The following is a 24,614-nucleotide window of genomic DNA, read 5'->3' on the forward strand; positions in this document are numbered from 1 at the left end:
CACAGATGTGACGGGCACGGACAAGGGAGCGGCCAATAGCGGTAAAGGCGGCCATCTCTCTCAAATCACTGCTATTACCCAAAAGATCTCCAAGGGTCCATACCCGACGGTTCGGGACGCCTTTTTCCGGGGACCGAGATTGACAGCTCACGATCAGCTCACAGACATTGGGAACGCTCCCAACGCCCTTCCAGGGAGGCCACGCCACAGCTCGGCATCGCAGGCTGGCCGCCATGAACCAGGTCGCCGTCACCGCTTCTCGATCTCTTTCTGAAGAAGACACCATGGAGCTTCTGGCCAGGAATCAGGGGCTGTTCCTGGCCTTGTACCGGTTCGTGGTGGGTCTGCTGTTCGCCTGCCACGGCGCCGCGACCCTCTTCAACGTGCTGGGCGGCCCGCACGGCCAGGCACCCGGCTTCGGGCAGTGGCCCGGGTGGTGGGCCGCGGTCATCGAACTGGTCGGCGGGATCTTCGTCCTGCTCGGGCTGGGCACCCGCGTCGCCGCCATCGTCTGCTCCGGCGCCATGGCGTACGCCTACTTCGTGGTTCACCAGCCCCAGGCGCTGTTCCCGATCCAGAACGGCGGCGAACAGGCCGCCCTCTTCTGCTGGTCGTTCCTGATCATCGCCGTCTTCGGGCCCGGACGCTGGGCATTGGCCACGCTGCTGCCCTCGCGAACTCTGGAATACCGCACTAGCAGATGACGGCCCCCGATCCCCGGCGGCGGCCACAGCTCGTCACGGGGTCCCTTCTGGACCCCGTGACACGGCGGCGTGCCGGGTTTAGAGGAGCGGTGAACGGGCCGGCACCGACTTCTACTGCTCGTCCTGGGGCAGGTGCGTCTTGGCGTCGTCGTACGAGCCGTCGGCGGTGGCCGGAGCAGGCCGGTAGACCAGGTACAGCACGCCCGTCGCGAACGTCTCGGACTTGATCAACTCCAGCGGGACAGTGGTGTCCCCCTCGTCGAACAGGCGCTCGCCCTTGCGAACCGCGATCGGGTGCACCAGCAGGTGCAGCTCGTCCAGCAACCTCGCCTGCAGCAGCTGACGGATCACCGAGATCGAGCCGCTCATCGCGATCCGGCCGCCCTCCTCGTTCTTCAGCGCGGTCACGGCCTCGACCAGGTCGCCCTGGAGCAGTTCGGAGTTGCGCCACGTGAACTCCAAGGGCTGGCGCGACACCACGATCTTCCGCGCCTCGCCCAGCGTCTTGGCGTAGCCGGCGTCTTCGCCACCCGCCGCCTCCCGCTCCGGCCACGCGCCGGCGAAGCTGTCATAGGTCTTGCGGCCCAGGAGCAGGGTGTCGGCCATCTGGCCGCCCACGGCCGCGCCCATCTCGTCGTTGAAGTACGGGAAGTGCCACTCCGCCGGCTCCTCGACGACGCCGTCGAGGGAGATGAAGAGGCTTGCGGCGATCGTCCTCATGATGTTCCTCCTGATAGGGCTTTTCGATGTGCCTGCAGCCTCGCGGAACCGGCTTACGAGTTTCTTAAGGTCTTCCTCTGCTCAATGAGCCGGCTCAGGCACTCGGGTACGAGCGGGTTGTAGCGGTCAACGGGTTCGGGCCGGGTTCCGGCCCGCCTCAGGTGGTGCACCTGCGGCGGATCGGTGCCGGCGTCGGTTTCGCGTCGCAGCGGGGCCAGGCCGGTCAGCAGCCAGTAGGCCAGGGCACCGACGCCGTACAGATCGGACAGACTGCTGGGGGCGGCGTCGGTGACGCCGAGTTGCTCGGGGCTGGCGAACCATTTGGTGCCGCCGGGCATGACCGTCGACACGCTTTTGCCGGCCTGGTGCAGTTGTGACATTCCCCAGTCGATGATCTTGATGGTGGCGGGGCTGTCCAGGACGATGTTCTGCGGCTTGATGTCGAGGTGGATGATGTCGCTCAGGGCGGCGGCCTGCAACCCGGCCAGCACGTGGTCCAGGATCCGCAGGCTCCACCTCAGGGAGATGTCGGCGCCTGGCCTGCCGTGGAGGTGGAGGTTGAGGCTGCCTGGCTGGTTGAGGGGCGAGATAAGGTAGACCGCCTGGGATCTGGGATCCTCGCCGGCGTCGATGATCTGGCCAGGTGCGGGCGGGGGGCGGCCAGGCCGAGGACGATGCCCAGGGATCTGGCCCGGCGCTGGACACCGACCACGACGCCCAGCCCGGCGGCGTCGCAGAACGACACCCCGGACAGGTCGAGAACGAGCAGGCTGGTGCTGTGCCACAACGCGCGCAGCAGGCGTTCGCGCACCGCCTCGCCGGTGCCGATGTCCAACTCGTCGCACAGGCGGACAACGGTGGCGGTGGCGGGGACGAGCCACAGACCTGTCCCGATGCGGGGATGGAGGGCCGTCATTAGGTGCTCCGATCCTGTAGGCGAAGACCGGCCGTCTGGTGCCAGCCGGTGAGCTGGAACAGGCGTCGCAGCTGCGGGGAGGGCGAGCGCAACGTCAGAGCATGGCCGTCGCGCATACCGGCGGCGGCGGCGACCAGGGCGCGCAGTCCGCCGACGTCGCAGAACACCAGGCCGCTCAGGTCGACGCAGAAGCCGCCGCCGCCTGCCAGCGCGGCCAGTGCCCCGGTCAGGGCCGGTAGGGTGGCGTGGTCGAGCTCACCTTCGATCCGCAGGCCCGCGGGATCGACCAGCGGCGTGATGTGCAAGAGCCGATCGGCGAGCGTGTCGGGGGTGCGTGCGCCGAGTGTGTCCGCGGTGTTCATGCTGGCTCCTACGGGCGGGGAGTGCGGGATAAGGTGGCCGCGGGTGTGAGGCGGTCATGAACACGTTGCGGAGGGGCGGCGTGAGCGGAGCCGTCTGGTGCGATGGTCTGATCATCTGGCGGGCTCGACCAGGTGGAAAGCGGCAATCCGCACAAGGCTTATCATCAGCCGTGATCATCGGGGCGGATCGCGGTCGGAGCTAAAGGACGGCATGGTGAATGGCGTTGACTGCTCAACCTCCGCTGCCGCCGGATCAGAATGACGGCGTGGATCAGGCTCTGACCGACGTCTTGATGGCGATCGGTACCGCTTCGCGCGCCCTCGCCTTTCAGCACGCGATGCGCATGGCCTGTCGTGGTGACCGGCAGCGGCTGGCCGCCTGTCTGGAGACGATGACGCCTGGTCGGCTCGCCGAGGTGGCCGCCGCCGCCCGGTTGCTGAGCGCCGCAACCGAGCAGGCGCTCGCCAGGAGGAACCCGTAGCGCTCGGGCAGTGTCCCGCCAAGACGTGTGATCAGGAGGCGTGGTCGCCGGGGCGGGGAAAGTGTTCGCCGGTCAGCGGTTCTGACGGCGTCGCCGGCTGGCCAGACGCCGGAGTTGGGTGATGCGAGCGGTGCCGAGCACGAGAGTGAGCAGGATCCCGCTGAGCATGGCGATCAGCATCGCGACCGCGAGCGGCAGCGTGCCGTGCAGGCCGAGGAAGGACACCTGCGTGGCGGTGGTGTTCTGCAGCATGAACACGATGAAGGCGACGGACACGAGCGTGGCGACCCACACACCCGCCCAGGCCACGCTGGTACGGGTGACGGGCACCGGCCTGGAGTTCTCGGCGCTTGAGCCCGGGCCCGCGGGGCGCTCGGCCGGCGCCGGTAAGCTCTCGCCTTGAGGCACATCGGCTTCAGCCGTCTCAGCAGATGGCCCGGATCTGGTGCGGAAGCGGTGCAGGATGTCCATGACAACCCTTTCGGTGAGCCGGCCTGTCAGGCACCTCTAATGCGGCGGGATGTCGTCGTTTCCGGATACCTCGAATCTACGTCACTCATCCGGCACGCCAAGCGGGCGCTCACCGGAGCGGCCGGCCAGGCGGTCAACGCCGCCAGGCCCCCTTCCGGGCCTTCGGTCATGCGGGATGTGAATCCCGGGTGCCCGGGACGCCGGCAGCTCCTTTGCCGCCCGCTCGATATTCGAAGGCCGGCATAAAAAATGCCCGCGCCATGACGCGAGAATATTCTCGCACGCCACAGCACAGGCTGAGCTTTCCGCGATGTTCAGTTGATGATCAGCTCTTGTCGCGAATCACATCGTAGTTGGAGAACTCGATCGGGCCCTCGCACAGTTTGGCCATGTGCGCGTTGAACCGGTCGGTTTCCGGCAGCTTGCTGTTGTTCTGGGCCTCCTCGTAGGAGGAGAACTCCACGATGGCCACGTAGTGATCGAGTCGATCGCGGTGCTTCGCCACGACCTCGCGCTTTACATAGTGCTTGCCCTTGGCCTGCGTCCGCCACTCGTTCATGAGCGACTCGACTTCGCCGGCACGCTTGGTATCGAATTCTAGAATCTGTACGAAGCTCATAAGAGCCTCCCTTTTCTTTGGCTTGCATTCCTCATTCAATACCCATCCGCAATAAATAGCAAGGGAAATTTCGCACAACTGAGCGAATTCCACTCTCGGCATAAGATGGCAGGAGGTTTCGCACCGCTGAATTCTCCGGCCGATTTCGCTGTCCGGCGGGCCTCGAAGTCGCGATCCGGCAGGTCAAGCCGATCCGGTGGCCTCTTGAAAGATCTCTCCGCCCCTGGCAGGGCAGACATGGCGCGGCCGACGTGCTCGCAGGTGGCTATCGCCGCAGCTGATGAGGCGAGCTGGGATTGCGTGTTTCCGCCGGACGGCTGAGCACCTTGACTGGTGAGTGACCAGCTGGCGCACCTTGCGTCGCTGTCACCGTGAGGGGGTCGCGATGACCCTGGACGCACAGGGCATGGACGCGACCGACCGTGCAGGCCTGAACGGTCAGGCGCCCCGCTGCGATCACATCGACCAGCTTCCCACCGTGCGGTATGGACCGCCCGAATGCAAGGAATGCCTGGCCCTCGGCCAGACCTGGACACGCCTGCTGGTGTGCCTGACCTGCGGCTGGGTGGCCTGTTCCGACGATTCGCAGGGCGGTCACGCCAAGGCCCACTATCAGGAGACCGACCATCCGGTGGCCGCCACTCTGGGGCCCAGGTCGACCTGGCGCTGGTGCTATGTGCACTGGCGGACGGTATAGATGAGGAGAAAGCTACTTCATGACTGTTTCCGAACGACCGGTTTCCGAACGAGCGGTTTCCGAACGACCGGTGAAACGTCGGCAGGACTACGACGGCACCTCGCCGTTCCCCGGGGCCGGAGAGCACGTGCCGGCCGGGCGGGCGCAGACGGCGCTGACCTCGTCGATCGTGATCGCGCCGTTCGCCGCGCTCGGCGCGGTGATCTACCTGGCGTGGGGGCAGGGGGTCGCGCTCACCGACCTGCTTCTGGCCGCGGGCTTCTACGTGGTGACCGGGCTCGGGGTGACGGTCGGCTTCCACCGGCTGCTCACCCACGGCTCGTTCGCCGCCCGGCCATGGCTTCGCGTGACGCTGGCGGTCGCGGGGTCGATGGGCTTCCAGGGCAACGTGATCGACTGGGTGGCGGTGCACCGCCGCCATCACGCCTTCACCGACCGACCGGGCGATCCCCATTCGCCCTACCGGTACGGGACCGGCCTGCGCGGGCAGCTTCGGGGGCTTGCCCACGCCCATCTGGGCTGGCTGTTCGCCGACGATCAGACTCCGGCCGAGCGTTACGCCCCGGACCTGCTGGCCGATCCTGCCATGACCCGGGTGGCCCGCGCCTTCCCCGCGCTGTGCGTGGTGTCGCTGACACTGCCGTTCCTGGCCGGGTGGGCGATCACCGGCACCCTGTACGGCGGCCTGACCGCCTTCCTGTGGGCCGGGCTGATCCGCATCGCGTTGCTGCAGCACGTCACCTGGAGCGTCAACTCGCTGTGCCACCTCATCGGCAGCCGGCCGTTCAAGACCCGCAACCACGACCGGGCGACGAACCTGTGGCCGCTGGCCCTGCTGTCGTTCGGCGAGAGCTGGCACAACGGCCATCACAGCGAGCCGACCTGCGCCCGTCACGGTCTCGACCGGGGCCAGATCGACCTGTCCAGCGGGGTGATCCGCCTGTTCGAGCGACTGGGCTGGGCAAGCGACGTGCACTGGCCCGACCCCGAACGCCTCCGGCACCGCCGTACCGGCCCGCTCTCACCGGCCGGAGACTGACCGATTCCCCGTCAATTCCGCTGCCGCAGATCCTCGTGTGGCTCTCCCTTACCGTGATCCTCACCGTTCTGGCCACGACCACGATCGCCGGCCTGGCAGCGCCCCGGCGTGAGAGGCAAGACCCGGACGGCCCGGCATCCGGCATCCAACCGCCCGCACAGCCCGTGACATAGACAAACAGGACATTCCATGATCACGATCTCGGATACGCCCAGCGCTCATCGGTTCCGGTGATAACCGGCGCCGCCATTGCTCGTTTCCCCCCATCAGGCCGGGACGGACACTGGGATTCCAAGCCGCCTGACCGCGGCACAGCAGTGAAGGAACATCACGATGAGTCTGCGTTGGGAAATCAGCAACAAGGTCCAGGTCCTCAAGGGCTGGGTCAGGCAACTCTTCGGCCGCCTCACCGGCGACCGGCGCCAGCAGATCGCGGGCAAGAGCGATCAGGTCGCAGGCAATCTGAAGCAGGCCGGCGGAAAGATCTGGGACGCCTTCAAACGCTGACCCTCCGCTTCGACAACCGCTCGGCGGCTACGGAGTCGAGGTCGGACGCCGGCGAGCTCCGCGATGACCCCGTCCACCCCCGTGCAAGCACGAAGATGGAGGTAGGACCGATGCGCGTCGCATCAGGAGCGCTGATCCTTTGGCTGATCGTCGGCGCCGTCGCCGCAGGCCAGCAAGTAGGGCCCGGCCCGGCTCGCCTCCAGAAGTTCACACGCCCACGAGGAACCTAGAGTGGGAGACGACAGTCCGCATCGGCGCCGCCTGGGCAGAGAGGGTGGCGAGCATGGAATTACGGCAGCTGCGCTATTTCGTGACGCTGGCCGAAGAGCTGCATTTCGGCCGCGCGGCCGCCCGCGAGCACATCGTGCAGTCGGCACTGAGTCAGCAGATTCAGCGGCTCGAACGCGAGCTGGACGTGCGACTACTGGACCGCAGCACCCACCACGTCGACCTGACCCCGGCCGGTGCGGCGTTCCTCGTCGAAGCGCGCCAGATCCTCGATCACGTCAGCCGAGCCGCGCAGGTCGCGCGCACCGCCGCCGCCTCGGCGCCCACGCTGCGCGTCGGCATCATCGACGCCGGCTACGACACCATGCCGCAGATCCTGCGCGAGCTCCAGCGCAACCATCCCGGCATCACGATCCACCAGGTCGAGGCAGGCACCCCAGAGCAGTACCGGCAACTGGCCGACGGCCGCCTGGACATCGCCATCGGACACGCCTCCCAGACCCCGGCCGAGGTGACCTCCAAGCTCATCAGGCTCGATCCGCTCGGCGTGCTGGTACCCGACGACCACCGCTTCGCCGACCTCGACGGCGTGCCCGTAGCCGCTCTCGCCGACGAGCTGCTACTGCTCGGCGAGGAATCGCAGACGCCGGAGCTCAATCAGTTCGTCCTCGCGCTGTGCCGCTCGGCCGGGTTGGCGCCCACCCTCTACGAGGGCACCGTCGAAAGCTCCCGGGCCGCCGCCGACCTCGTACTCCAGCATCGCTGCGTGCACTGTGTCCCTTCCTCGTTCCGCTCCTCCAACCGGCCGGGCACCACCTGGCGGCCTCTGGCCGACCCCGCGACGCACTACCCCTGGTCGCTGCTGTGGCACGACGCCAACCCTTCCCCGCACATCGCCATCGTCATCGACATCGCCCGGCGGCTGGCCGAACGGCTCGACTGGCTGGAGCCCGTCGCCGCGGCCGCCGAGCCGGCGTCCGGCGAAGGTGTTCCGGCAGCAACCAGCCGCCGCAGCGATGATCCGTTGTGACGCGCCGGGCTCAACGCTGGTCGCGCCGCACCATCCTTTTCTCCCTGGTGATCGGTCCTGGAGATGGATCCTTCACAGATCGCCAGTTTCTGTCTCTTACGCAGGGTGTTGGCTGGAAGTGAACAAGTTCGACGGTCGGTGCCGCCAAGCATGCGGTGACCGGCCTCCTGCTTCGACCGGTCCGGAAGACCGATCCCGCGCAGACATCGACGCACCACCACAGGGAGTTCGGTCATGGGCATCATCGCTTGGATCATCCTCGGACTGGTCGCCGGACTGCTGGCCAGAATGCTGGTCCCCGGCAAAGACCAGCAAGGCTTGATCATCACCCTCGTACTCGGCGTCGCCGGCGCGCTGCTCGGCGGTTTCGTGGCCACCAAGGTGTTCCACGTCTCGGGCATCCAGGGCTTCTTCAACCTGTCCACCTGGATCTGCGCCATCGTCGGCGCGGCAGTCCTGCTGCTCGCCTACAACCTGATCACCGGCCGCCGCACTGGCCGTCGTTCGGGCCGCTGGGCCGGCCGCCGATGACCCCGCCCAGCACGCCCCTCGCCCCTTCCCCGTGCTCACACGCCTGCCGCAGCGGGTGTGACTGCCCAAGCGCGCAGGCCAAGGATGTCCACGGGGGAAAGGGGCCTCGGCGACGAGTCGGGGCGCTACACACGATTGACCGGATAGCTCGGGCTATCCGTGACAGGAAGCCGGGTGTCACGTGCGTCTGATCAGAGGCGATCTCAGCGAAACAGCGGCAGGGTGCAATGCAGCACAATCCAGGCATGGATCTTGCCACCCTGGCCGGCGTCATCGGCCCGCCGCCCGCTGCCGCCTTTCCCGTCGACTGGCCCGGCGTTGAACGGTGGCTCGGTCTCCGGCTTCCCGAGGACTACAAAGAGTTCGCCCAGAGGTACGGGCCTGTGCTGGCCGGGGAGTGGATCTGGGTCGTGGTGCCCCATCGCTCCGGCCGCGGCGGCTATTTCCGACAACTCGACCAGCGGCAAGGGCTGCAACGCGGCATCCGTGCCGCCGACCCGCCGGCTCACCCGTACACCTTTCATCCCGAAGCGGGCGGGCTCCTGGTGTGGGGCGAGTCGCGCGGAAGCGAGTACTACTTCTGGGACACCTCGGTCTCCACCGACCCGAACGACTGGCCGACCAGGATCTTCACCCAGCATTGGCCGGATGAGACGTGGCGGCTGGTGGACGCACCCATGACGGAGGTGCTCGCCGCGCGAGTGAGCGGCAGTCTGGATCTGGGAGAGGCCCTGCCCGCGGTGTCGCCTCCATACGCCTGGAAGTTCGCCCCGCTCGTACTTGAGGACGTGCCGGAGAGTGTCTCCTTCCCGGGAGTGCCGCTCGCTCTCGAGGTCGCCGGCCCGGCGGCGAGGGTCGAGGCGGCCACGGGCGTGCCCGAGGACTATGCCGCGCTAGTCGGCGAGCACGGCGTGGGGAGGCTGGCCGGCGTGCTGCGGCTGCTCGCTCCCGGGGCGCCGGAGGGCTTCGACGTGGATGCGGAGGAGGCCGTGGTGAGCGAGCGGTTGCGTTCGCGGCGGGCGGCGGGCGAGCGGGTGGTCCCGTCGCCGATCGCGCCCGAGCCGGGCGGGCTGCGGTTGTGGGGGGTGTTCGACGGAGGTGAGACGTGCTGGTGGCTTCCCGTCAGCGGTGAGCCGGACGAGTGGCCGGTGGTGCTGCTGGATGCCGACGGGCTGGGGTGGCAGCGGCTGCCGTACGGCGCGTCGGGGCTCCTCGACCGGTGGCTGGACGGGCGGCTGGACCTGCCCGTGCTGTCGCTGCGGGCGGTGCCGCGTCCGCGCGTCGTGTTCCCGCCAGGCGTCGACCCCGGCGCGTCCGCCACGACTGTGGAGCGAGACAGGCTGGCGCAGTTGGCGACGATCATCGGTGAGCCGCGGACCGGTGGCCACACCTATGACTGGCCGGCGATCGAGGGGGCTCTCGGGTTGCGGCTGCCGAGCGACTACAAGCGGTTGTTCGAGGCGTACGGGACGATCGGCATCAACGGCATCATGATCGGGCACCCGGAGGATCTCCAGCAGCAGCACGAGGAGCAAGTCGGATATCTCGACCTGGAGGAAGACCAAGCGGTGAATGTGCATCCCACGCCGCAAGGGCTGCTGTGGTGCGCGAACACTGAAGGACGCGACACCATCTGGTGGGACACCAGCGATCCCGACCCCGACCGGTGGACGATGGTCTGGGATGTCGAATTCGACCGGCACACCTTCCCCGGCACCCTCACCGAGCTGGTGATCGCCGACCTGACAAGCAGGCTGGCCGCACCGCTCACCGCACTGGATCCATCAAGGGACGGGCCCATGATGGGGTACTGACGAGCGAGCGTTCATGATCTTCCCGTTCCACCACGACCAGCCACCCGGCTCATGGGACGTTCCGCCTCGGTTTCCGGGATGGATGTGCGCCTGTGCAGGAGGAGTGCGGTCAGTCCGCCCGCGACCAAGCCCCAGAACGCCGCGCCGATGCTCAGGATCGTCATCCCCGATGCGGTGACCACGAAAGTGACCACCGCGGCCTCCCGTCCCTCCGGCTCCGTCACCGCGCCGGCCAGCGACGAGCCGAGCGCTGGCAGCAACGCGAGGCCGGCCACCGCGATGACCAGTACGGGTGGGGACAGCAGCACCAGAGCCATGGCCAGGCCGGCGCCGAGGCCGAGCGTCAGCTGACCGGCGCCGAGGGCCACCGTCGCGATCCATCGGCGTCCGGGGTCGGGGTGGGTGTCCGGGCCGGCGGTCAGCGCCGCGGTGATCGCGGCCAGGTTGACGGCGTGCCCGCCGAACGGCGCCGCCGCCGCGCTCGCCAGGCCGGTCGCGACAAGGACCGGGCGCAGGGGCGGCGTGTACCCGTAGGTCGCCATGACCGCCATGCCGGGGACGTTCTGCGCGGCCATGGTGACGAGGAACAGCGGAATGGCGATGCTCACCACTACGGACGGGTTCAGCGTCGGGATGGTCAGTTCGACCGCGGGCAGCAGCGGCGCACTGGACAGGCCATTGCCGGGCCCGTGCACCGCGATGGCGATGACCGCCACGACGAGCGCGCCCGGAACGGCCCACTGCCGCAGGTACCGCTGTAACACCGCCCAGGTCAGGACGACGGGCACGGCCAACAGCGGAATGTCGACGACGGCACGGACCGGCGCGGTGCACAGGCTGAAGATGACGCCCGCCAACATGGCACCGGCGATCGGACGCGGGATGGCGGCGATCGCCCGGGCCGGCCAGGGCGACAGGCCGGCCAGGACGATGAGCCCGGCGCAGACGATGAACGCGCCGACCGCGGCCGGGAAGCCGCCGGGCACGGGACCGGTCGCCACCAGCAGCGCCGCGCCGGGGGTGGACCAGGCGATGCTGATCGGCATGCGGTAGCGCAGCCCAAGGAAGATCGCCACCGCCCCGACGCCGCAGCACAGGGCGAGCAGCCCGGACGCGGCCTGCCCTGGCGTCGCCCCGACGGCACGCAGTCCGGCGAGCACGACGGTGAACGAACTGGCGTAGCCGACCACCGCACTGACCAGCCCCGCAACGACGGCCTGCACCCGCACGCCCATCCCCCTCGATCGTTCCGTTTACGGAACGAACCATAGCCAGGTGGCCACCGTGGGACAAGTCCGGCGGCGGACTGCAAGGATTGCCGGATGGACGGCCATGACACGGAGATCGGGAGCCGGCTGCGGCGATTGCGGGAGGCCCGCGGCATCTCCCTGTCGGCGCTGGCCCGCAGCGCCGGCATCGGCAAGGCCACCCTGTCCGGGCTGGAACTGGGCACCCGCAACCCAACGCTGGAGACGCTCTACGCGGTGGCGGGAGCCTTGGGCGTACCGTTGACGACCCTGGTTCTGGAGCCCGGCGCGCCGCCCGCGGAGGCCGTCCACGTGCCCGGCGCGGCCGTAACGGCCACACTGCTGGAGGTCTTCGAGGAGCCGACCGCGACGTTCGAGTTGCTGCGCATGCGCGTCCGCCCCGGCGTCGTGCAACACTCGCCGGCCCACGCTCCCGGCGTGACCGAGCACGTAACGGTCTACGCGGGGGTGCTGCGCGCCGGACCGGCCGACGCGCCCCAGCTGGCGGCGGCAGGCGAGCACATGTCCTGGCCGGCCGACGTCCCACACGTCTACTGCGCCGTCGGCCCGGACGAAGCCCTGGCCACCCTACTGATCCGCTCCCCCCGGCAGAGCTGAGATCGGCATCTCCCGCCCGCTTCCAGCTCAGATGCGCACGAGCCGCCGATGACTGTTCGGGATCACGTCCCGCGTGATCCGCGACAGCCGTTCCAGCGGGGCTTCTCAGGCACTCATGGGCTTGACCCCGCGGGCAACGGCCGCGCATCGTGCTCCTGTGGTGCAAGCCGATCCCCTGCACTCGGATCCCGCCTTGCGCGACCCCTACTCGGCCGCGCCCGGAAGCAGTAGTTCGTCCCACGAATTTTGTCACCCTGGGCAAGCTCGGCCTGGCCATGTCGAGCCTGACCGGCCTGGTGGACCGCAGCGAGCGTAATGGCCTGGCGCTCGCCAAGGCGCTGGACTCGGAGGCCGACGTCGTCCTCATCGACCCTCGGGACGCGTTCATCAACTCGGCCGGCTCGCTGCGGGCGCTGACCCAGCCCGACTGGGCGGGCAACATGTTCTTCCCCTATGACCAGTGGCTCAGGCGCGGCACGGTGGTGCGGGAGCGCGCGGTCTCGGTGGACCCCGGCGGTGTCACCCTGGCCGCCGGCCGGCGGGTCGAGGCCGGCTACCTGGTCCTGGCCACCGGCTCCAGCTACGCCTACCCCGCCAAGCCCACCTCTGACTCCACAGAAGAGGTCCTGGACGACCTGCTCCGGACCCACAAGGAGCTGGCGGGTGCCGAGCGAGTGCTGATCCTCGGCGCCGGGCCGGTCGGCTTGGAACTGGCCGGGGAGATCAAGGAGTCGGGCCCCACAAGCACGTGACCATCGTCGACCCGGCCAAGCATCAACTTCTTCGACACCGCCGACGTGGTGGACACCGGCGGGAACGTCGTCGTACTCCGGAGCCGGGACGCCTTCGTCCGCGTGCTGGACGCCGCGACGATCGCCCGGCTGCGCGGCGCCCCAGGGAAGATCATGCGGCTGGAAGCCGCGGGAACTCCCTACCGCGCCCGCTACCACCGCCTGAACGCCACGGTCGACACCGAGGGCGCACTTCCGGTCGAAGGTGTCATCGTCGCCCTCCCCCTGCACAACGATGAGGACGCCCTTGACCGGCTGGCCCGCAGCGAGGCGATCGTGACCTCGGTCGCCCTGCTCGCCCTGGTCGGCCTGGCCCTCGCCGTGCTCCATGTGGGGCTCAGGCCGCTGGAGACCATGGCCGCCACCGCGACCGCCATCGCCCAGGGCGACCGGACCCGGCGGATCCCCGCCGGTGTCCCGCACACCGAGACCGGCCGGCTCGCGACCGCGCTGAACCGCGCGTTCGACGAGCAGCATCAGGCCGAGGAGCGGCTGCGCCGTTTCGTCGCGGACGTCTCCCACGAATTGCGTACGCCCCTGACGACCATCAACGGCTGGGCCGAGCTGTACTTCCACAACGATCTGCCCGAGCCGACCGTGACGACCGCGATGAGCCGCATCGCCGAGGAAGCCGCGGGCATGCGCAACCTGGTGGAGGAGCTGCTCCTCCTGGCCCGCCTCGACCGGCAACGGCCTCTGGAGACGGCGCCCCTCCGCCTGGTGGAACTGGTCGAGGCCATCGTCGACGACGCCCGGCTGATCGACCCTGACCGCCCCATCACCCTGTCGGCGCCGTCCGGCGATCCGCTGGTCATCACCGGCGACGCCGAGCGGTTGCGCCGGCTCGTCCGCAACCTGCTCGGCAACGCGCTCCAGCACACCCCGCCCGGCACCGCGGTCCGCGTCACGCTGTTCGCGCCGGCCAAGGACGGTGTGGTGTCCCTCGTGGTGGCCGTCGAGGGCGCGGGCATCGACCCCGGCCTGCGCCCTCACCTCTTCGAGCGGTTCTCTCAGGGCGATCCGGTACGCCGCCAGGGCAGCGGGCTCGGCCTCTCCATCGCCCGCGCGATCGCCGAGGCACACCAGGGGACCATCGAACTACGCAGCCCCGCCCAGGGCACGGGCAGCGAGTTCGTCGTCACCCTCCCCTCCATGGGGTGAGGTGGTCGCGAAGCCGGGCGAGGAGGTGCCTACGTCTCTGACGTCGTCGGCTTCGGCGCCCGCGCCTGCCGCTCGTACGCGACGACCCGAGCGCCCAGCATGCGCAATCGGAGGATGTTGACCAGCGTGACGGCGACCAGGCAGCCGGCCACGAGTCCGACCGTGCCGTAACCGGGGCGGTCATGAGTCAGCGAACCCACGGTGGCGAGCCCGCCGATGACGACGACGATCCAGCCGAGCCGCAGCCCGGCTGCGATGCCCTCGGTGTCTCCGTGCCGCACCAGTCGCCCGCACCGGAGGAACTGGCTGCCGAGCAGCGCGGGGATCCCGGCGATGACGCAGCCGATGACCATCACGGTGACGATCGATCCGGCGCTGCTGCCGTTGTCGTGCTGGATCCGATAGGCGAAGACGAGAATCGCGAGAGCCGCGAGGAACCACAGCACGCTGTAGGCCATGACGAGCACGGCGACGCTGCGGAAATTGCGGCGTATCGCCGGATCCGCCATCGCCGGTGAGCGCCGGAAATCCGTCGTCGTCCAGTTCGCCATCACATGACGGACCAGCAGGCCCGTCGGCACGCCGGCGAGAACGAGTCCCACGACGAACAGCGGAAGTCCCGCCCGTACGTCACCGTCCACGAGCTTGCCCAGCCCGATCGCGAGCGTCAGCACGCCGGCGGCGACGAGGAAGCGCAGAAGCCGGAAAGTCACGCGGCCCCCCACTCGTACTCGAAAGCCTTGACCGGCTGTCGGCTTCGCACCAAGCCCATTCGCGTCATCCTCATCGGCGGGTCCTGGCCACCTCGGCCGCCACGGAGCGGAACGCGACGACGGCCTCTTCCTGGTCAGGAGCGCCGCCGGCGATGGACGACTTGACGATGACGACGCCCTGCTCGGGTGAGACATAGATGTACTGGCCGCCGAGCCCGACCGCCATGAAATCCGTCCCCTGGCCGCCGAGCCACCAGTGCAGGCCATAGTTCGGGTTCACCGAGGACGGTGTGGTGGACGCCTTGACCCAGGAGGCCGGGACGACCTGATGGCCCTTCGCCTTGCCGCCGTGCAGGTAGAGCAGGCCGAAGCGGGCGAAGTCGCGGTCGGTGGCGTAGTAGCAGCAGTAGCCCAGGCTGTCGCCGTGCGAGTCGTTGCCGACGGTCGCCGTGGACTCCATGCCGGCGGGCTGCCAGATCTTGCGCTCGACGTAGTCGTGGTACGGCATTCCGGTGGTCTTGGTGACCAGCCGGGCCAGGACGAAGGAGTTCATGCTGGTGTACTCGAACCGGCTGCCCGGCTCCCAGCCGCGCTTCTGGAGGGCGGCCATCTTGCTGATCGAGTAGCCCTTGTTGGCCGCGGCCATCAGGCGTGGCGCGTCGGTGGCCTCGTCCCAGTCGATGCCGGACGACATGTGCAGCAGCTCGCGAATGGACACCCCGGCGTAGCCGGAGTCCTTCAGCTCGGGCAGATATTTGTCCACGGAGTCGTCGATCGATCGGATGTGCTTGTCTTTGAGCGCGATGCCGACGGCGGTCGCGGTGAACGACTTGGCCATCGACCAGGACTGGAAGCGGGTGTCACGGCTCGCGCCGGTGTAGCGCTCCGCGACGATGTTCTGGCCGTCCAGGACGAGGAAGCCGTTGGTCTTCGTACGGGTGAGGAAGTCGTCCAAGGTGTGCTCTTGGCCCTGGTAGGTGTAGGTCACCGAGAGTTCTCTGAGGGCGGTCCGCAGCTTGACCGGGTGTGTCGATGGCTGCATGACGTCAGCGGTCTCGGCTAAGGCCGCTGCCGGCATGGACAGCGTGACCGCAACCGCGACCGCGACCACGTAATGGGTGATGCGCATGTCATCTCCTCCGAAGGGTTAGTTCGGACGGATGGTGACGTGCTTTTCTGGCATTTCTCTGGCAAGGGCCGGGCTATTCCAACCAGGACCGTCCGGATCGCGGGGATTCCTGCTCAGTTACGGGCAGGCGTACTTCGGCTCGCGTACCTGGACCGTCAAGGGAGGCGCCCAGCCAGGCGGTGCCCCCGTGCAGGGCCGTCTGCTGCCGGACCAACGTGAGACCGAGCCCCGAACCCGGACTGCCCGGACGACGGTGGAAACGGGCGAACACCGCCTCGCGGCACTCGGGCGCTATCCCCGGACCCGTGTCCTGAACGGCAAGGACGATCTCATCCCCACGCTCCAGGGTCACCGTGATCGCGGTGCGGCCGGACGCGTCCGTACCGTGCACGGCGGCATTGTCGAGGAGGTTGTCGGCGACCAGCCGCAAGCCCTCCGCCCAGCCGCGCACCCGGACGGCGTCCGGCAGGCGAGCGGTGATCGTGGCGTGCGGGTGGCGGCGCCGGGCGTCCTCGATCGCGTCGCTGACGATGCCGGTCAGGTCGGTCTCGGCGAAGGCGGAGGCGTCGAGCAGCTCGCCGCGCGCGAGCTGGCGCAGCATCGTGATGAGCCGCTGGAGGCGGCCGTGTTCGGCGGCCAGGTCGGCGACGGTCTCGGCGCGATCGGCCGGATCCAGCTCGGGGTGGTCCAGCAGGGTGAGGTTGGTGCCCATGCTGGTGAGCGGGGTGCGCAGCTCGTGCGCGGCGGTGGCCGCGAACGCGCGCGCGGTCTCCAGAGCCTCGCCGGTACGGGCCACGGCCGCGTCGCGCCGGTCGAGGAGGTCGTTCAGGAGGCGGGCCAGCTCGTCGATCTCCGTGACGCCGGCCGTGGTCGCCAACCGCGTCCCGGTAGAGGAGGGCGCGTCGATCGCCCGTGCCTGCCCGCCCAGCCTCGACAGCGGCCGTACCGCGAACCTGCCGAGTACGAGCCCCGCGACCACGCCCACGCCGACCGCGACCAACGTGACCGAGCCCAGCCGGTCGCGCAGGACGGCGATCTGGCCGGCGAGACGCTCCTCCGGCTCGAACAGGATCAGCCGCGCCCTCCCCCGCCGCCCCAGCTCGGTGGCTGCGAAGCGCCACTGCCGATCCCCCTCGGCGTAGTCGCCGGGGCCGGCACCGGCCGGGAGCGTGCCGGGCACGTCCCCGATGACCAGCAGTTTCTCGTCACCCGCCACCACGCACGCCCCGCCGGGGCCGGTGGCCGCGGCCAGCAGTTGCTGCTCCATGAATGCGGGCGGCACGGCACGCAGCGCACCGGTCCGCCACGCGTACGCCGTCGCGATCGGGTCCAGCGCCCGCAACCGCGCCGCGAGCTGATCATCCCGCTGGGCACGCAAGTCCTGCGAGAGCAGCATCAGCACGACCAGCCCGGCCAGCGCCACCAGCAGCGGGACGGCGACGGCCAGACAGAGCGCGAAACGCGTGGACAGCTTCATGGCTCTCTCTCGCGGTTTCATGGCTCGCGCGGTCTCATGGCTTCATGGCTTTATGGCTCGCGCAGCACGAAGCCGACGCCGCGTACGGTGTGCAGCATGCGCGGCTCGCCGCCCGCCTCCAGCTTGCGCCGCAGGTAGCCGACGAACGTGTCCACCGCGTTGTCGCTGACCTCGAAGTCGTAGCCCCAGACCCGCTCCAGCAGCACGGCTCGGGACAGTACGATCCCGGCGTTCCGGGCCAGCACCTCCAGCAGATCGAACTCCCGCCGCGTCATCTCCACCGGGCGGCCACGCGACGTGACCCCACGGGCCTCCGGCTCGATGACCAGCGGCCCGATGCGTACCGCCGTGCCCGTGGCGGCGCGCCCGGCACGGCGGAGCAGGGCGCGCAGGCGCAAGACCAGCTCACCGAGGTCGAACGGCTTGATCACGTAGTCGTCGGCACCCGCCGCCAGCCCCGCCCTGCGGTCGGCCACCTCGTCCATCGCCGACAACATCAGCACCGGCACCTGCGACCCGGCCTCCCGTAATCGGCCACACACCTCGATGCCCGACATTTCCGGCATGGACACGTCAAGGACGATGGCATCGGGCTGCCCGGCCATCTGCTCCAACGCCTGCCGCCCCGACTCGGCGGTGTCCACGACGAAGCCTTCCAGCCGCAACCCGCGCCGCAGCGAACGCAGGATGGCCTGATCGTCGTCCACAGCCAGGATCCGGTACGCGGTCACCGCCGCAGACTACCGATGTTGCCCCGCCGGGTCGTCCCGGCGGGGTGAGGGGGTTAGAAGTACGGGGTCCAGCCGGGGCCCATCTCGATGGCGGAGCTGAAGTTGTTGGAGCCCTTGCCGTTCCAGATGTAGAGAGTGCCGGTGCCCTCGCGGACGGAAGCGATGTCGGTGTTGCCGTCCTTGTTGACGTCGCCCAGCGTCATCAGGGTGCTGTCGAAGGGCTCCCAGCCAGGACCGATCTCAATGGCAGAGCTGAAGTTGTTGGAGCCCTTGCCGTTCCAGATCGTCAGCTTGCTGCCATCCCGGACCGCCGCCAGGTCGCCGATGCCGTCGCCGTTGAAGTCACCGCCGATCGGCTTGCTGTAGGCCGTCCAGCCGGGACCGATCTCGACTGCCGAGCTGAAGTTGTTGCTGCCCTTGCCGTTCCAGATGTAGAGGGTGCCGGTGCCCTCGCGGACGGCGCCGATGTCGGCATGACCATCGCCATTGACGTCACCCAGCGACACCAGAGTGCTGTCGTACGGCTCCCAGCCGGGACCGATCTCGATCGCGCTGGAGAAGTGGTTGTCGCCCTTACCGTTCCAGATGGTCAGCTTGCTGCCATCCCTGACCGCGGCCAGGTCGCTGATGCCGTCGTCGTTGAAGTCACCAGCGATGGGCTTGCTGAAAGCACCCCAGCCGGGACCGATCTCGGTAGCGGAGCCGAAGTTGTTCGACCCCTTACCGCTCCAGACGGTCAACGTCCCGGTAGCGGCCGAGAAGATGTCCCCCACCCCATCGGCGTTGAAATCCCCACCGTCTTGGTTCGAAGGACCGTCGTTGGCCTCGACCGGGGCGCTGTAGCCGACGATGTCGCTGCTCGACCGGGAGTGCGAGTTGGCCTTGGTCCGGTCGCCGCTGTTGCCCTCGATAGTGTAGATCGTGCCGCTGTCGACGCTCTTCACGATGCCGACGTGGTCGATGTCACCGTTCTGCTCCCAGTCGAAGACGACGGCGTCGCCCGGCTGCGGGGTGTAGCCGCTGCCTCTGGTGTGCCAGGTCCCGTACTTGGTCCCGTGGTCCTTGAACGAGCTGGCCCAGCCGGTGAGCACGCCACCCTCTAACTCGGGGACGTCGGCGTGGGGCACGCCGGCCTTGCGCCAGACGTACTTGGCGAAGTCCGCGCACCAGTTGCTGTCGCGCCACTGCACGCCATCGCTGCTGGGGCAGCCGGCGGAGTCCTTCCACGTACGGAAGACACCGGTGTAGTAGTTGCACCCGCTGCCCATGGGACTCTCATGATCTCGGCTGCTGTTGTTCAGCTCGTCCTGGGCGGCGGAGACGATCGCGGATCGGCTCACCGCCTCCGCCGAACGCGTTGACAGTTTCGGCGGACGATCCGATCAATGAATCTCCTCCTGCCGCCGGCGGCGCAGCCACACTAGGCGAACGGCATTTCATCTCGTTATCGCGGCGAAACTCAGGGAAATTTCCGGCGATAATCGGAAGAACAAATGGCGTTGGGCGCCTAGATCGCGGACGGATAGGGCAGCTTGAACCCCGCCGCCGACAGGTCATGGAAGTCGGCGCACTCCCGAGCGTGCAAGGCGAGCAGGCTGGGCAGGCGGTAGCGGAACAGGCCGTCCGGCCGCCGCCCCCACGTCTCGAGCAGCGCGGCGTCCACGAGCTGCTCCATGAGGTTCTCCGCGCTCGACAGGTCGATGTTCATGAGCGCCGCGCCACTCCAGACGTCCAGCTCCGGGGTGTCCCAGAGCGAGAGCCGGCGATACAGGGCGGCGGCATCCGGCTCCAGGCCGCTGTAGCCGCGGTCGAAGCTGTCGCGGATCCCGGGCGGCCCGCCGTGGCTCAGCTCGTCGAGCCGGTGCAGCGGGTCGCGCAGCCTGGCCAGCAGATGGGAGACGCTCCAGTGCGCCTTCGCGGTGAGCCGCGCCGCGGCCGCGGACACGGCCAGGGGCAGGTTGTCGCAGTACCTGACCACTTTCCTGGCGGCCGCGGGCTCCCACCGTACGCGCTGGTCGGCGACGAGGGTGTCGAGGAGTTCGACGGCCGAGCGGGTGTCCAGCGCGTCCAGCCGCAGGCGTACCTGGGCGTGGCCTGAGTGGTTGTGCGAGCTGGTCGCGAGCACGGCGCAGGTCCCGGACGTGGGGATCAGTCTCCGAACGCGGCGCAGGTCCCGCGCTCCCCTGAGCACGACCAGCACCCGCCGTCCGGCGACCGACCACTGGAACAGCTCGGCCCGCCCCCGCGGGTCCGCTGGGATCTCGTTCTCCGGGGTCTTCAGGGCGCGCAGGAAACGGGCGAGCATGGCCGAGACGGACTCCTCGTCGTCCCCCATCTTGGTGAGGTCCGCGAAAAGCCGTCCGTCGGGGAACGACAGCGCCACTCGGTGGGCCCAGCGGACCGCCAAGGCACTCTTGCCCGTCCCCGATCCCCCCGTGATGAGCCCGACGGCGGCCGACCTTAGGCCAGGGCCACCCTCCAGCAGGGCGTCCAGGCTCGCGAGCTCCTCCTTCCGGGAGACGAAGGACGGCACATCCGCGGGCAGCCGCGCCTCGCCGGAGCCGGCGGGCAGAGCGACCGACACCGTAGAGGTCGGCATGAGCGAGGGATCCTCGCGCAGCATGGCGGCGTGCAGGTCGTGGAGCTCCTTGCCCGGTTCCAGCCCCAGCTCGTCGATGGAGCTCTGGCGAGCCTGGCGGAACAGTCCCAGGGCCTCGGAGCGGCGACCGAGCCGGTAGTTGGCGAGCATCAGGATCGCTCGGGCGTGCTCGCGTAGCGGCTGCTCCTGGACGAGTCCGGACAGCTCGGACACGATCTCGCTGTACCTCTCCAGCTCCAGCTGGAGCTCGGCGTACTGCTCGTACGCGTTGAACCACTGCTGCTCCAGCAAGCTCGCCTCCTCCTGCAGCCGGGAGCTGGAGGTGTCAGCGAACGGCGTCCCCCGCCACAGGCCGAGCGCTTCCCTGAGCAGAGAGGCAGCCTCAGCCGTCCTCTGGTCCTGGGCGAGATGCCGAGCGGACTCCACCCGGGCCGCGAACTCGACCGCGTCGATGCGGTGGCTGCCGGACACGAGCATGTAGCCGGGAGTCGCGGTCACGATCACGTTCTCGTGGCAGCCCGCCTCCTGGAAAATCTTGCGGAGGCCGGCGACACAGATGGCGACCTGGTTGCGGCACGTGGTCGGCGGCGTACCACTCCACACGGCTTCGACGAGCCGGTCGACCGAGACGACCCGGTCGGGAGTGAGCAGCAGCACGGCCAGGACAGTCCGCTGGCGGAGCCCGGTTATGGCGAAGCGGGCGTGGTTCGCGATGACCTCAAGGGGGCCGAGTATGTGAAACCCGAGTGACCAGGACACGACTTACCGGCCTCCGTCGTCGTGGGCCGAGGCGGCCTGACCGCTGCTCCGCGAGGGGGCCCGCCCTCCTTCCCCGCATCGCCACCATTCCGCCGCCGCGCGCGGTATTTCGGCCTTAAATTCCGTTTTCTCCTGTGACAAGCTTCGATCCCTTCTCGCGATGGCAGAGCTCCCCGAGCCTGTTGAGCAGAAGTGATGGCAGCGTGCGGGATGCGACGCGTCACCGACCGCGCCGTGAACGGCAGCACCCCGTACACAGCGGCAGCGTCGGAGTCGTAGTTGTGACGAGGCCTGTGGCTGCGGCCGGCTTTGATGCGATCACGCGCGGCAGCGTGACAGCCCTTTCTGGCAATTCCCTGGCAATGAGCCAGGGAATGAGAACTCTCCAGCCTCACGGGCGCGTACTGGTGGAAGATCCCTGAGCTGTGCCGTCGTCTGGGCGGAGATCGACGCGACATGGTTGGGCGCAGCGGCTCCGTGCCTTACATCGCCGGGCTGACCAGTCCTGTCTGGTAAGCGATGACGACCAGTTGCGCACGGTCGCGCGCGCCCAGTTTCGCCATCGCGTGGCTGACATGGGTACGCGCGGTGGCCGGGCTCAGAAACAACTCGGCACCGATCTCGTTGTTGCTCAGGCCCTGTCCCACCAGGGCCAGCACTTCGCGCTCGCGCTCGGTCAGCACCGCGAGCCGATCCTCCGCAGCCTGCACAGCTGTTCGTCGCGCGGTGAACTGGCCGATGAGGCGTCGGGTGATCCGCGGCGCGAGCAACGCGTCTCCGGCCGCGATCACCCGGATGGCATGCAGGAGCTCGGCCGGTCCGGCGTCTTTGAGCAGGAAGCCGCTGGCGCCGGCCTGCAGGGCGTCGAAGACGTACTCGTCGGTGTCGTAGGTGGTGAGGATGAGGACGCGGACCTGCTCCAACCCGTGTATCCGGGTGATCTGGGCGGTGGCTTGAATCCCGTCCAGCTTCGGCATGCGGATGTCCATGAGGACGACGTCGGGGCGGGTGGCGCGGGCCCGTTCGACGGCTTCGGCGCCGTTGGTGGCCTCTCCCACCACCGTGATGTCGTCCTCGAGGTCGAGCAGGACCTTGAACCCGGATCGTACGAGACCCTCGTCATCGGCCAGCAGCACCCTGACCGGAGTGTTGGTCGACGCTGAGGCGGCCGCCGCGTTCATAGGCGCGACCCGGACGGCGCGAGGGGCAGCCGTGCCCTGACTTCGAACCCGCCGCCCGGAAGCGGCCCGGCGTCGAGTTCTCCGCCCAGCAGCCGGCAGCGCTCGCGCATGCCGACGATCCCGCGGCCGGGCTCGGCCGAGCCGCCCGTGCCGCTCGGATGCCGGGCCGGTAGGTGCGGGTCCGCGGAGTCACGACCTGGGGCGGCGCGGTGGCCCTCGTCGGTCACGCGGATCTCCAAGGTCTCGATACCGGGGTTCAGCACTACCGTCACGCGAGTCGGACCGACGTGGCGGACCACGTTGGTGATCGATTCCTGAATGATTCGGTAGGCGGCGCTTCCCACCGCGCTGGGCAATGGTGCCATGGGCGAGGTCTCTTCGAACTTGATATCGAGTCCCGCCTCACGTGCCTTGGCGGCCAGTTCGCCGATCTGCCCCAGCCCGGGGTACGGCACCCGCCCGTCGTCGTCACCGTCGTCATCACGCAGTACCCCGAGGATGGCCCGCATCTCCTGCAGCGCCCGAGAACTGGTCTGCTCGATGGCTCGCAGCGCCTCGCGCGCCACTTCCGGCCTCTTGTCGAGCACGTGCGCGGTGACGCCGGACTGGACGTTGATGATCGCTATGGCGTGCGCGACGGTGTCGTGGACCTCGCGCGCGATCCGGAGCCGTTCGGCGTCCACACGCGCCCGCGCTTCCTCCTCACGAGTCCGTTCGGCCAGCTCAGCGCGCTGCTGAGCTTCGGCCGCGATGACCTGCCGGGACCGGACGGACTCGCCGAGGGCCGCGCTCATGACCGACGCGCCGATCCGGAAGTACACCCAGCCGACGGCGGCGCGTGGCTCGATGTCGGCCGCGGCGACCAGCCAGCCGATGGCCAGCACCGAGGTGCCCACGCCGGCGATCACCAGCGACCGGCGACCGTCACCGTAGGCGGCGACGGTGTACAGGGCGACGAAGAGCCCGAGCCAACCGGGCCCGTCCGGGAAGTCGAGGCCGTAGTACACCAGGCTGGCGAGCGCGGCGGTGACGAACACCGGCACCGGCCACCGGCGGCGGACGGCGACGACCACACCACTGGCGACCAGCAGGACATATCCCAGGTTTCCGAAGTCGGTGAGGGGACGCTGTACCACCTCGCCGGCGTTGCGGACTATCGTGCCCTGAACCTGCATCACGGTGATGAAGAGCGCGAGTAACACGTCCTGCGCCCACGGCGGCAGGCGCAACGTCACCACGCGGTGTCCCATGCCGCGATCCTACGGTTCCCGCCTGCGAGAACACTCCGCCCAGACGCGCGACCGCCTACGGCGACGGGCGTACCGAGGCACGAGTCGTCTACGCAGAACTGCGTAGAGGCTGCCATCCGCCGGCGGAGGCCGCGCCTGCCTCGACGGCGCGACGATCGAGTCCGTGACACCCCTCCCAGGCGCTCGTCACCAGCACGTCGACCGGCAAAGGCCGAGGCACCGCGCTGCGCACGCTGCGAGCGCCCGTCATCCGACCGAAAGGAACCTCAATGTCCGTCCTGCTGGTGCTTGCCGCACAGGCGACCTCGCCAGTGTGTACGACGCAGGCAGAATGCGCGGCCCAGGGTGTGGATACTTTCATCGGAACCCCTGCGCGAATCTGGGCCAGTGTGGCCGCACTGGTGGCGCTGGGCGGCGTGGTCATCGGCTGGCTGGCGCTGCGCTCCGTCCGTCCTACCGGCAACGGCGGGAGGAGGGGAGCCATCGTGGCCCTGGTGGTGGGGCTGACCGGCGGGCTCAACGGCGCGGTGAAGCTGGCTGTCGCCGACGGCGGTCTCGGCACCGGCAACGGAGTGTTCGGGGCGGCCGTGGCCCTGGTGCTGGGGCTGGCCGGTGCGGTCCTCGGCAGGCTGGCGCTGACCCGCTCCCGCCAACCCGAGCTGAGCGACTGACCCCAGCGATTACAAGCCCGCGATCGAGACGCTCGATCCGCTTCTGTTCGCCTGTACGTACGTACGGGATGACCCCCACCCTGCCCTACCAATCCGGCACCTACGCCATGGCCGCGGTCAACGTCTGCCGAAAGGTGAACGCCGCAGCTGCTACAGCAGGAGGCTGA

General features: G+C 68.9%; 27 protein-coding genes. 12 read left to right on the forward strand and 15 right to left on the reverse strand.

The window, feature by feature from the left end; all coding sequences use genetic code 11:
• Nucleotides 1-284 precede the first annotated feature (284 nt).
• Nucleotides 285-704 carry a DoxX family protein gene (locus LDL49_RS46035; RefSeq protein ID WP_225301267.1) on the forward strand — a complete coding sequence of 140 codons (420 nt, stop codon included), beginning with the start codon at nucleotides 285-287 and terminating at the stop codon, nucleotides 702-704.
• A gap of 111 nt (nucleotides 705-815) precedes the next feature.
• Here the strand turns inward: LDL49_RS46035 and LDL49_RS46040 are convergent, their stop codons facing one another.
• From LDL49_RS46040 to LDL49_RS46055, 4 genes are read right to left on the reverse strand one after another with little or no spacing between them, the layout of a single operon-like run.
• Nucleotides 816-1,424 carry a dihydrofolate reductase family protein gene (locus tag LDL49_RS46040; protein ID WP_225301268.1) on the reverse strand — a complete coding sequence of 203 codons (609 nt, stop codon included), beginning with the start codon at nucleotides 1,422-1,424 and terminating at the stop codon, nucleotides 816-818.
• A 53-nt stretch (nucleotides 1,425-1,477) separates the two neighbouring features.
• A complete protein-coding gene (locus LDL49_RS46045) occupies nucleotides 1,478-2,059 on the reverse strand; it encodes a protein kinase domain-containing protein (protein ID WP_225301314.1) in 582 nt (193 codons plus the stop codon).
• Nucleotides 1,942-2,340, reverse strand: coding sequence for an STAS domain-containing protein (locus LDL49_RS46050; protein WP_225301269.1), 399 nt, complete (start codon nucleotides 2,338-2,340; stop codon nucleotides 1,942-1,944). Before LDL49_RS46050 ends, LDL49_RS46045 begins: the two co-directional genes overlap by 118 nt.
• Nucleotides 2,340-2,702 carry an STAS domain-containing protein gene (locus LDL49_RS46055; protein ID WP_225301270.1) on the reverse strand — a complete coding sequence of 121 codons (363 nt, stop codon included), beginning with the start codon at nucleotides 2,700-2,702 and terminating at the stop codon, nucleotides 2,340-2,342. Before LDL49_RS46055 ends, LDL49_RS46050 begins: the two co-directional genes overlap by 1 nt.
• A 266-nt stretch (nucleotides 2,703-2,968) precedes the next feature.
• Here LDL49_RS46055 and LDL49_RS46060 point away from each other — a divergent pair, with 266 nt between their 5' ends.
• On the forward strand, nucleotides 2,969-3,184 hold the full coding sequence (locus LDL49_RS46060; protein WP_225301271.1) for a hypothetical protein: 216 nt from the start codon (nucleotides 2,969-2,971) through the stop codon (nucleotides 3,182-3,184).
• Between the two features lie 72 nt (nucleotides 3,185-3,256).
• Here LDL49_RS46060 and LDL49_RS46065 read toward each other — a convergent pair whose 3' ends face one another.
• Both LDL49_RS46065 and LDL49_RS46070 read right to left on the reverse strand, forming a co-directional pair.
• Nucleotides 3,257-3,514, reverse strand: coding sequence for a lipopolysaccharide assembly protein LapA domain-containing protein (locus tag LDL49_RS46065; RefSeq protein WP_225301272.1), 258 nt, complete (start codon nucleotides 3,512-3,514; stop codon nucleotides 3,257-3,259).
• Between the two features lie 466 nt (nucleotides 3,515-3,980).
• Nucleotides 3,981-4,274, reverse strand: a complete 294-nt coding sequence (locus tag LDL49_RS46070) for a hypothetical protein (protein WP_225301273.1) — start codon at nucleotides 4,272-4,274, stop codon at nucleotides 3,981-3,983.
• 385 nt (nucleotides 4,275-4,659) lie between these two features.
• Here LDL49_RS46070 and LDL49_RS46075 point away from each other — a divergent pair, with 385 nt between their 5' ends.
• The 6 genes from LDL49_RS46075 to LDL49_RS46100 all read left to right on the forward strand — a co-directional run bounded on the left by LDL49_RS46075 (nucleotide 4,660) and on the right by LDL49_RS46100 (nucleotide 10,120).
• Entirely contained in the window at nucleotides 4,660-4,971 is a 312-nt protein-coding gene (locus LDL49_RS46075) for a UBP-type zinc finger domain-containing protein (protein WP_225301274.1), read from the forward strand.
• A 70-nt stretch (nucleotides 4,972-5,041) separates the two neighbouring features.
• Nucleotides 5,042-6,010, forward strand: a complete 969-nt coding sequence (locus tag LDL49_RS46080; RefSeq protein WP_225301275.1) for an acyl-CoA desaturase — start codon at nucleotides 5,042-5,044, stop codon at nucleotides 6,008-6,010.
• 333 nt (nucleotides 6,011-6,343) lie between these two features.
• Nucleotides 6,344-6,517 carry a CsbD family protein gene (locus tag LDL49_RS46085; protein ID WP_225301276.1) on the forward strand — a complete coding sequence of 58 codons (174 nt, stop codon included), beginning with the start codon at nucleotides 6,344-6,346 and terminating at the stop codon, nucleotides 6,515-6,517.
• Nucleotides 6,518-6,800: 283 nt separating this feature from the next.
• Nucleotides 6,801-7,775, forward strand: a complete 975-nt coding sequence (locus LDL49_RS46090) for a LysR family transcriptional regulator (protein WP_225301277.1) — start codon at nucleotides 6,801-6,803, stop codon at nucleotides 7,773-7,775.
• A gap of 234 nt (nucleotides 7,776-8,009) precedes the next feature.
• Entirely contained in the window at nucleotides 8,010-8,306 is a 297-nt protein-coding gene (locus tag LDL49_RS46095) for a GlsB/YeaQ/YmgE family stress response membrane protein (protein ID WP_225301278.1), read from the forward strand.
• Nucleotides 8,307-8,551: 245 nt separating this feature from the next.
• Nucleotides 8,552-10,120, forward strand: a complete 1,569-nt coding sequence (locus LDL49_RS46100; RefSeq protein ID WP_225301279.1) for an SMI1/KNR4 family protein — start codon at nucleotides 8,552-8,554, stop codon at nucleotides 10,118-10,120.
• 11 nt (nucleotides 10,121-10,131) lie between these two features.
• On the opposite strand, the gene LDL49_RS46105 is transcribed toward LDL49_RS46100, so the two are convergent.
• Entirely contained in the window at nucleotides 10,132-11,355 is a 1,224-nt protein-coding gene (locus LDL49_RS46105; protein WP_225301280.1) for a benzoate/H(+) symporter BenE family transporter, read from the reverse strand.
• Nucleotides 11,356-11,442: 87 nt separating this feature from the next.
• Here LDL49_RS46105 and LDL49_RS46110 point away from each other — a divergent pair, with 87 nt between their 5' ends.
• The 3 genes from LDL49_RS46110 to LDL49_RS46120 all read left to right on the forward strand — a co-directional run bounded on the left by LDL49_RS46110 (nucleotide 11,443) and on the right by LDL49_RS46120 (nucleotide 13,937).
• Nucleotides 11,443-11,985, forward strand: coding sequence for a helix-turn-helix domain-containing protein (locus tag LDL49_RS46110; RefSeq protein ID WP_225301281.1), 543 nt, complete (start codon nucleotides 11,443-11,445; stop codon nucleotides 11,983-11,985).
• A gap of 275 nt (nucleotides 11,986-12,260) precedes the next feature.
• A complete protein-coding gene (locus LDL49_RS46115) occupies nucleotides 12,261-12,737 on the forward strand; it encodes an FAD-dependent oxidoreductase (RefSeq protein WP_225301282.1) in 477 nt (158 codons plus the stop codon).
• Nucleotides 12,738-12,782: 45 nt separating this feature from the next.
• Entirely contained in the window at nucleotides 12,783-13,937 is a 1,155-nt protein-coding gene (locus LDL49_RS46120) for a sensor histidine kinase (RefSeq protein ID WP_225301283.1), read from the forward strand.
• A gap of 29 nt (nucleotides 13,938-13,966) precedes the next feature.
• On the opposite strand, the gene LDL49_RS46125 is transcribed toward LDL49_RS46120, so the two are convergent.
• The 8 genes from LDL49_RS46125 to LDL49_RS46160 all read right to left on the reverse strand — a co-directional run bounded on the left by LDL49_RS46125 (nucleotide 13,967) and on the right by LDL49_RS46160 (nucleotide 23,776).
• Nucleotides 13,967-14,650: a hypothetical protein gene (locus tag LDL49_RS46125; protein ID WP_225301284.1), complete on the reverse strand. Its 684-nt coding sequence runs from the start codon at nucleotides 14,648-14,650 to the stop codon at nucleotides 13,967-13,969.
• 70 nt (nucleotides 14,651-14,720) lie between these two features.
• Nucleotides 14,721-15,779, reverse strand: coding sequence for a serine hydrolase domain-containing protein (locus LDL49_RS46130; protein ID WP_225301285.1), 1,059 nt, complete (start codon nucleotides 15,777-15,779; stop codon nucleotides 14,721-14,723).
• A 73-nt stretch (nucleotides 15,780-15,852) separates the two neighbouring features.
• Complete coding sequence (locus LDL49_RS46135; protein WP_225301286.1) at nucleotides 15,853-17,256, reverse strand: sensor histidine kinase; 1,404 nt, start codon at nucleotides 17,254-17,256, stop codon at nucleotides 15,853-15,855.
• Nucleotides 17,257-17,306: 50 nt separating this feature from the next.
• The gene (locus LDL49_RS46140; RefSeq protein ID WP_225301287.1) at nucleotides 17,307-17,987 is read right to left on the reverse strand and encodes a response regulator transcription factor; all 681 of its coding nucleotides are present in this window, start codon (nucleotides 17,985-17,987) and stop codon (nucleotides 17,307-17,309) included.
• A 53-nt stretch (nucleotides 17,988-18,040) separates the two neighbouring features.
• The gene (locus LDL49_RS46145) at nucleotides 18,041-19,327 is read right to left on the reverse strand and encodes an FG-GAP-like repeat-containing protein (RefSeq protein ID WP_225301288.1); all 1,287 of its coding nucleotides are present in this window, start codon (nucleotides 19,325-19,327) and stop codon (nucleotides 18,041-18,043) included.
• Nucleotides 19,328-19,494: 167 nt separating this feature from the next.
• Nucleotides 19,495-21,345: an AfsR/SARP family transcriptional regulator gene (locus tag LDL49_RS46150; RefSeq protein ID WP_225301289.1), complete on the reverse strand. Its 1,851-nt coding sequence runs from the start codon at nucleotides 21,343-21,345 to the stop codon at nucleotides 19,495-19,497.
• A 482-nt stretch (nucleotides 21,346-21,827) separates the two neighbouring features.
• Nucleotides 21,828-22,526: a response regulator gene (locus LDL49_RS46155; RefSeq protein WP_225301290.1), complete on the reverse strand. Its 699-nt coding sequence runs from the start codon at nucleotides 22,524-22,526 to the stop codon at nucleotides 21,828-21,830.
• Nucleotides 22,523-23,776, reverse strand: coding sequence for a sensor histidine kinase (locus LDL49_RS46160; protein WP_225301291.1), 1,254 nt, complete (start codon nucleotides 23,774-23,776; stop codon nucleotides 22,523-22,525). The genes LDL49_RS46155 and LDL49_RS46160 overlap by 4 nt, the downstream gene beginning before the upstream one ends.
• A 269-nt stretch (nucleotides 23,777-24,045) precedes the next feature.
• Here LDL49_RS46160 and LDL49_RS46165 point away from each other — a divergent pair, with 269 nt between their 5' ends.
• The gene (locus LDL49_RS46165) at nucleotides 24,046-24,447 is read left to right on the forward strand and encodes a DUF6223 family protein (protein ID WP_225301292.1); all 402 of its coding nucleotides are present in this window, start codon (nucleotides 24,046-24,048) and stop codon (nucleotides 24,445-24,447) included.
• Nucleotides 24,448-24,614: the final 167 nt, after the last annotated feature.

Origin of the sequence: Nonomuraea aurantiaca, from assembly GCF_020215705.1 — a bacterium.
In the GTDB taxonomy this organism is placed as follows: Bacteria; Actinomycetota; Actinomycetes; order Streptosporangiales; family Streptosporangiaceae; genus Nonomuraea; species Nonomuraea aurantiaca.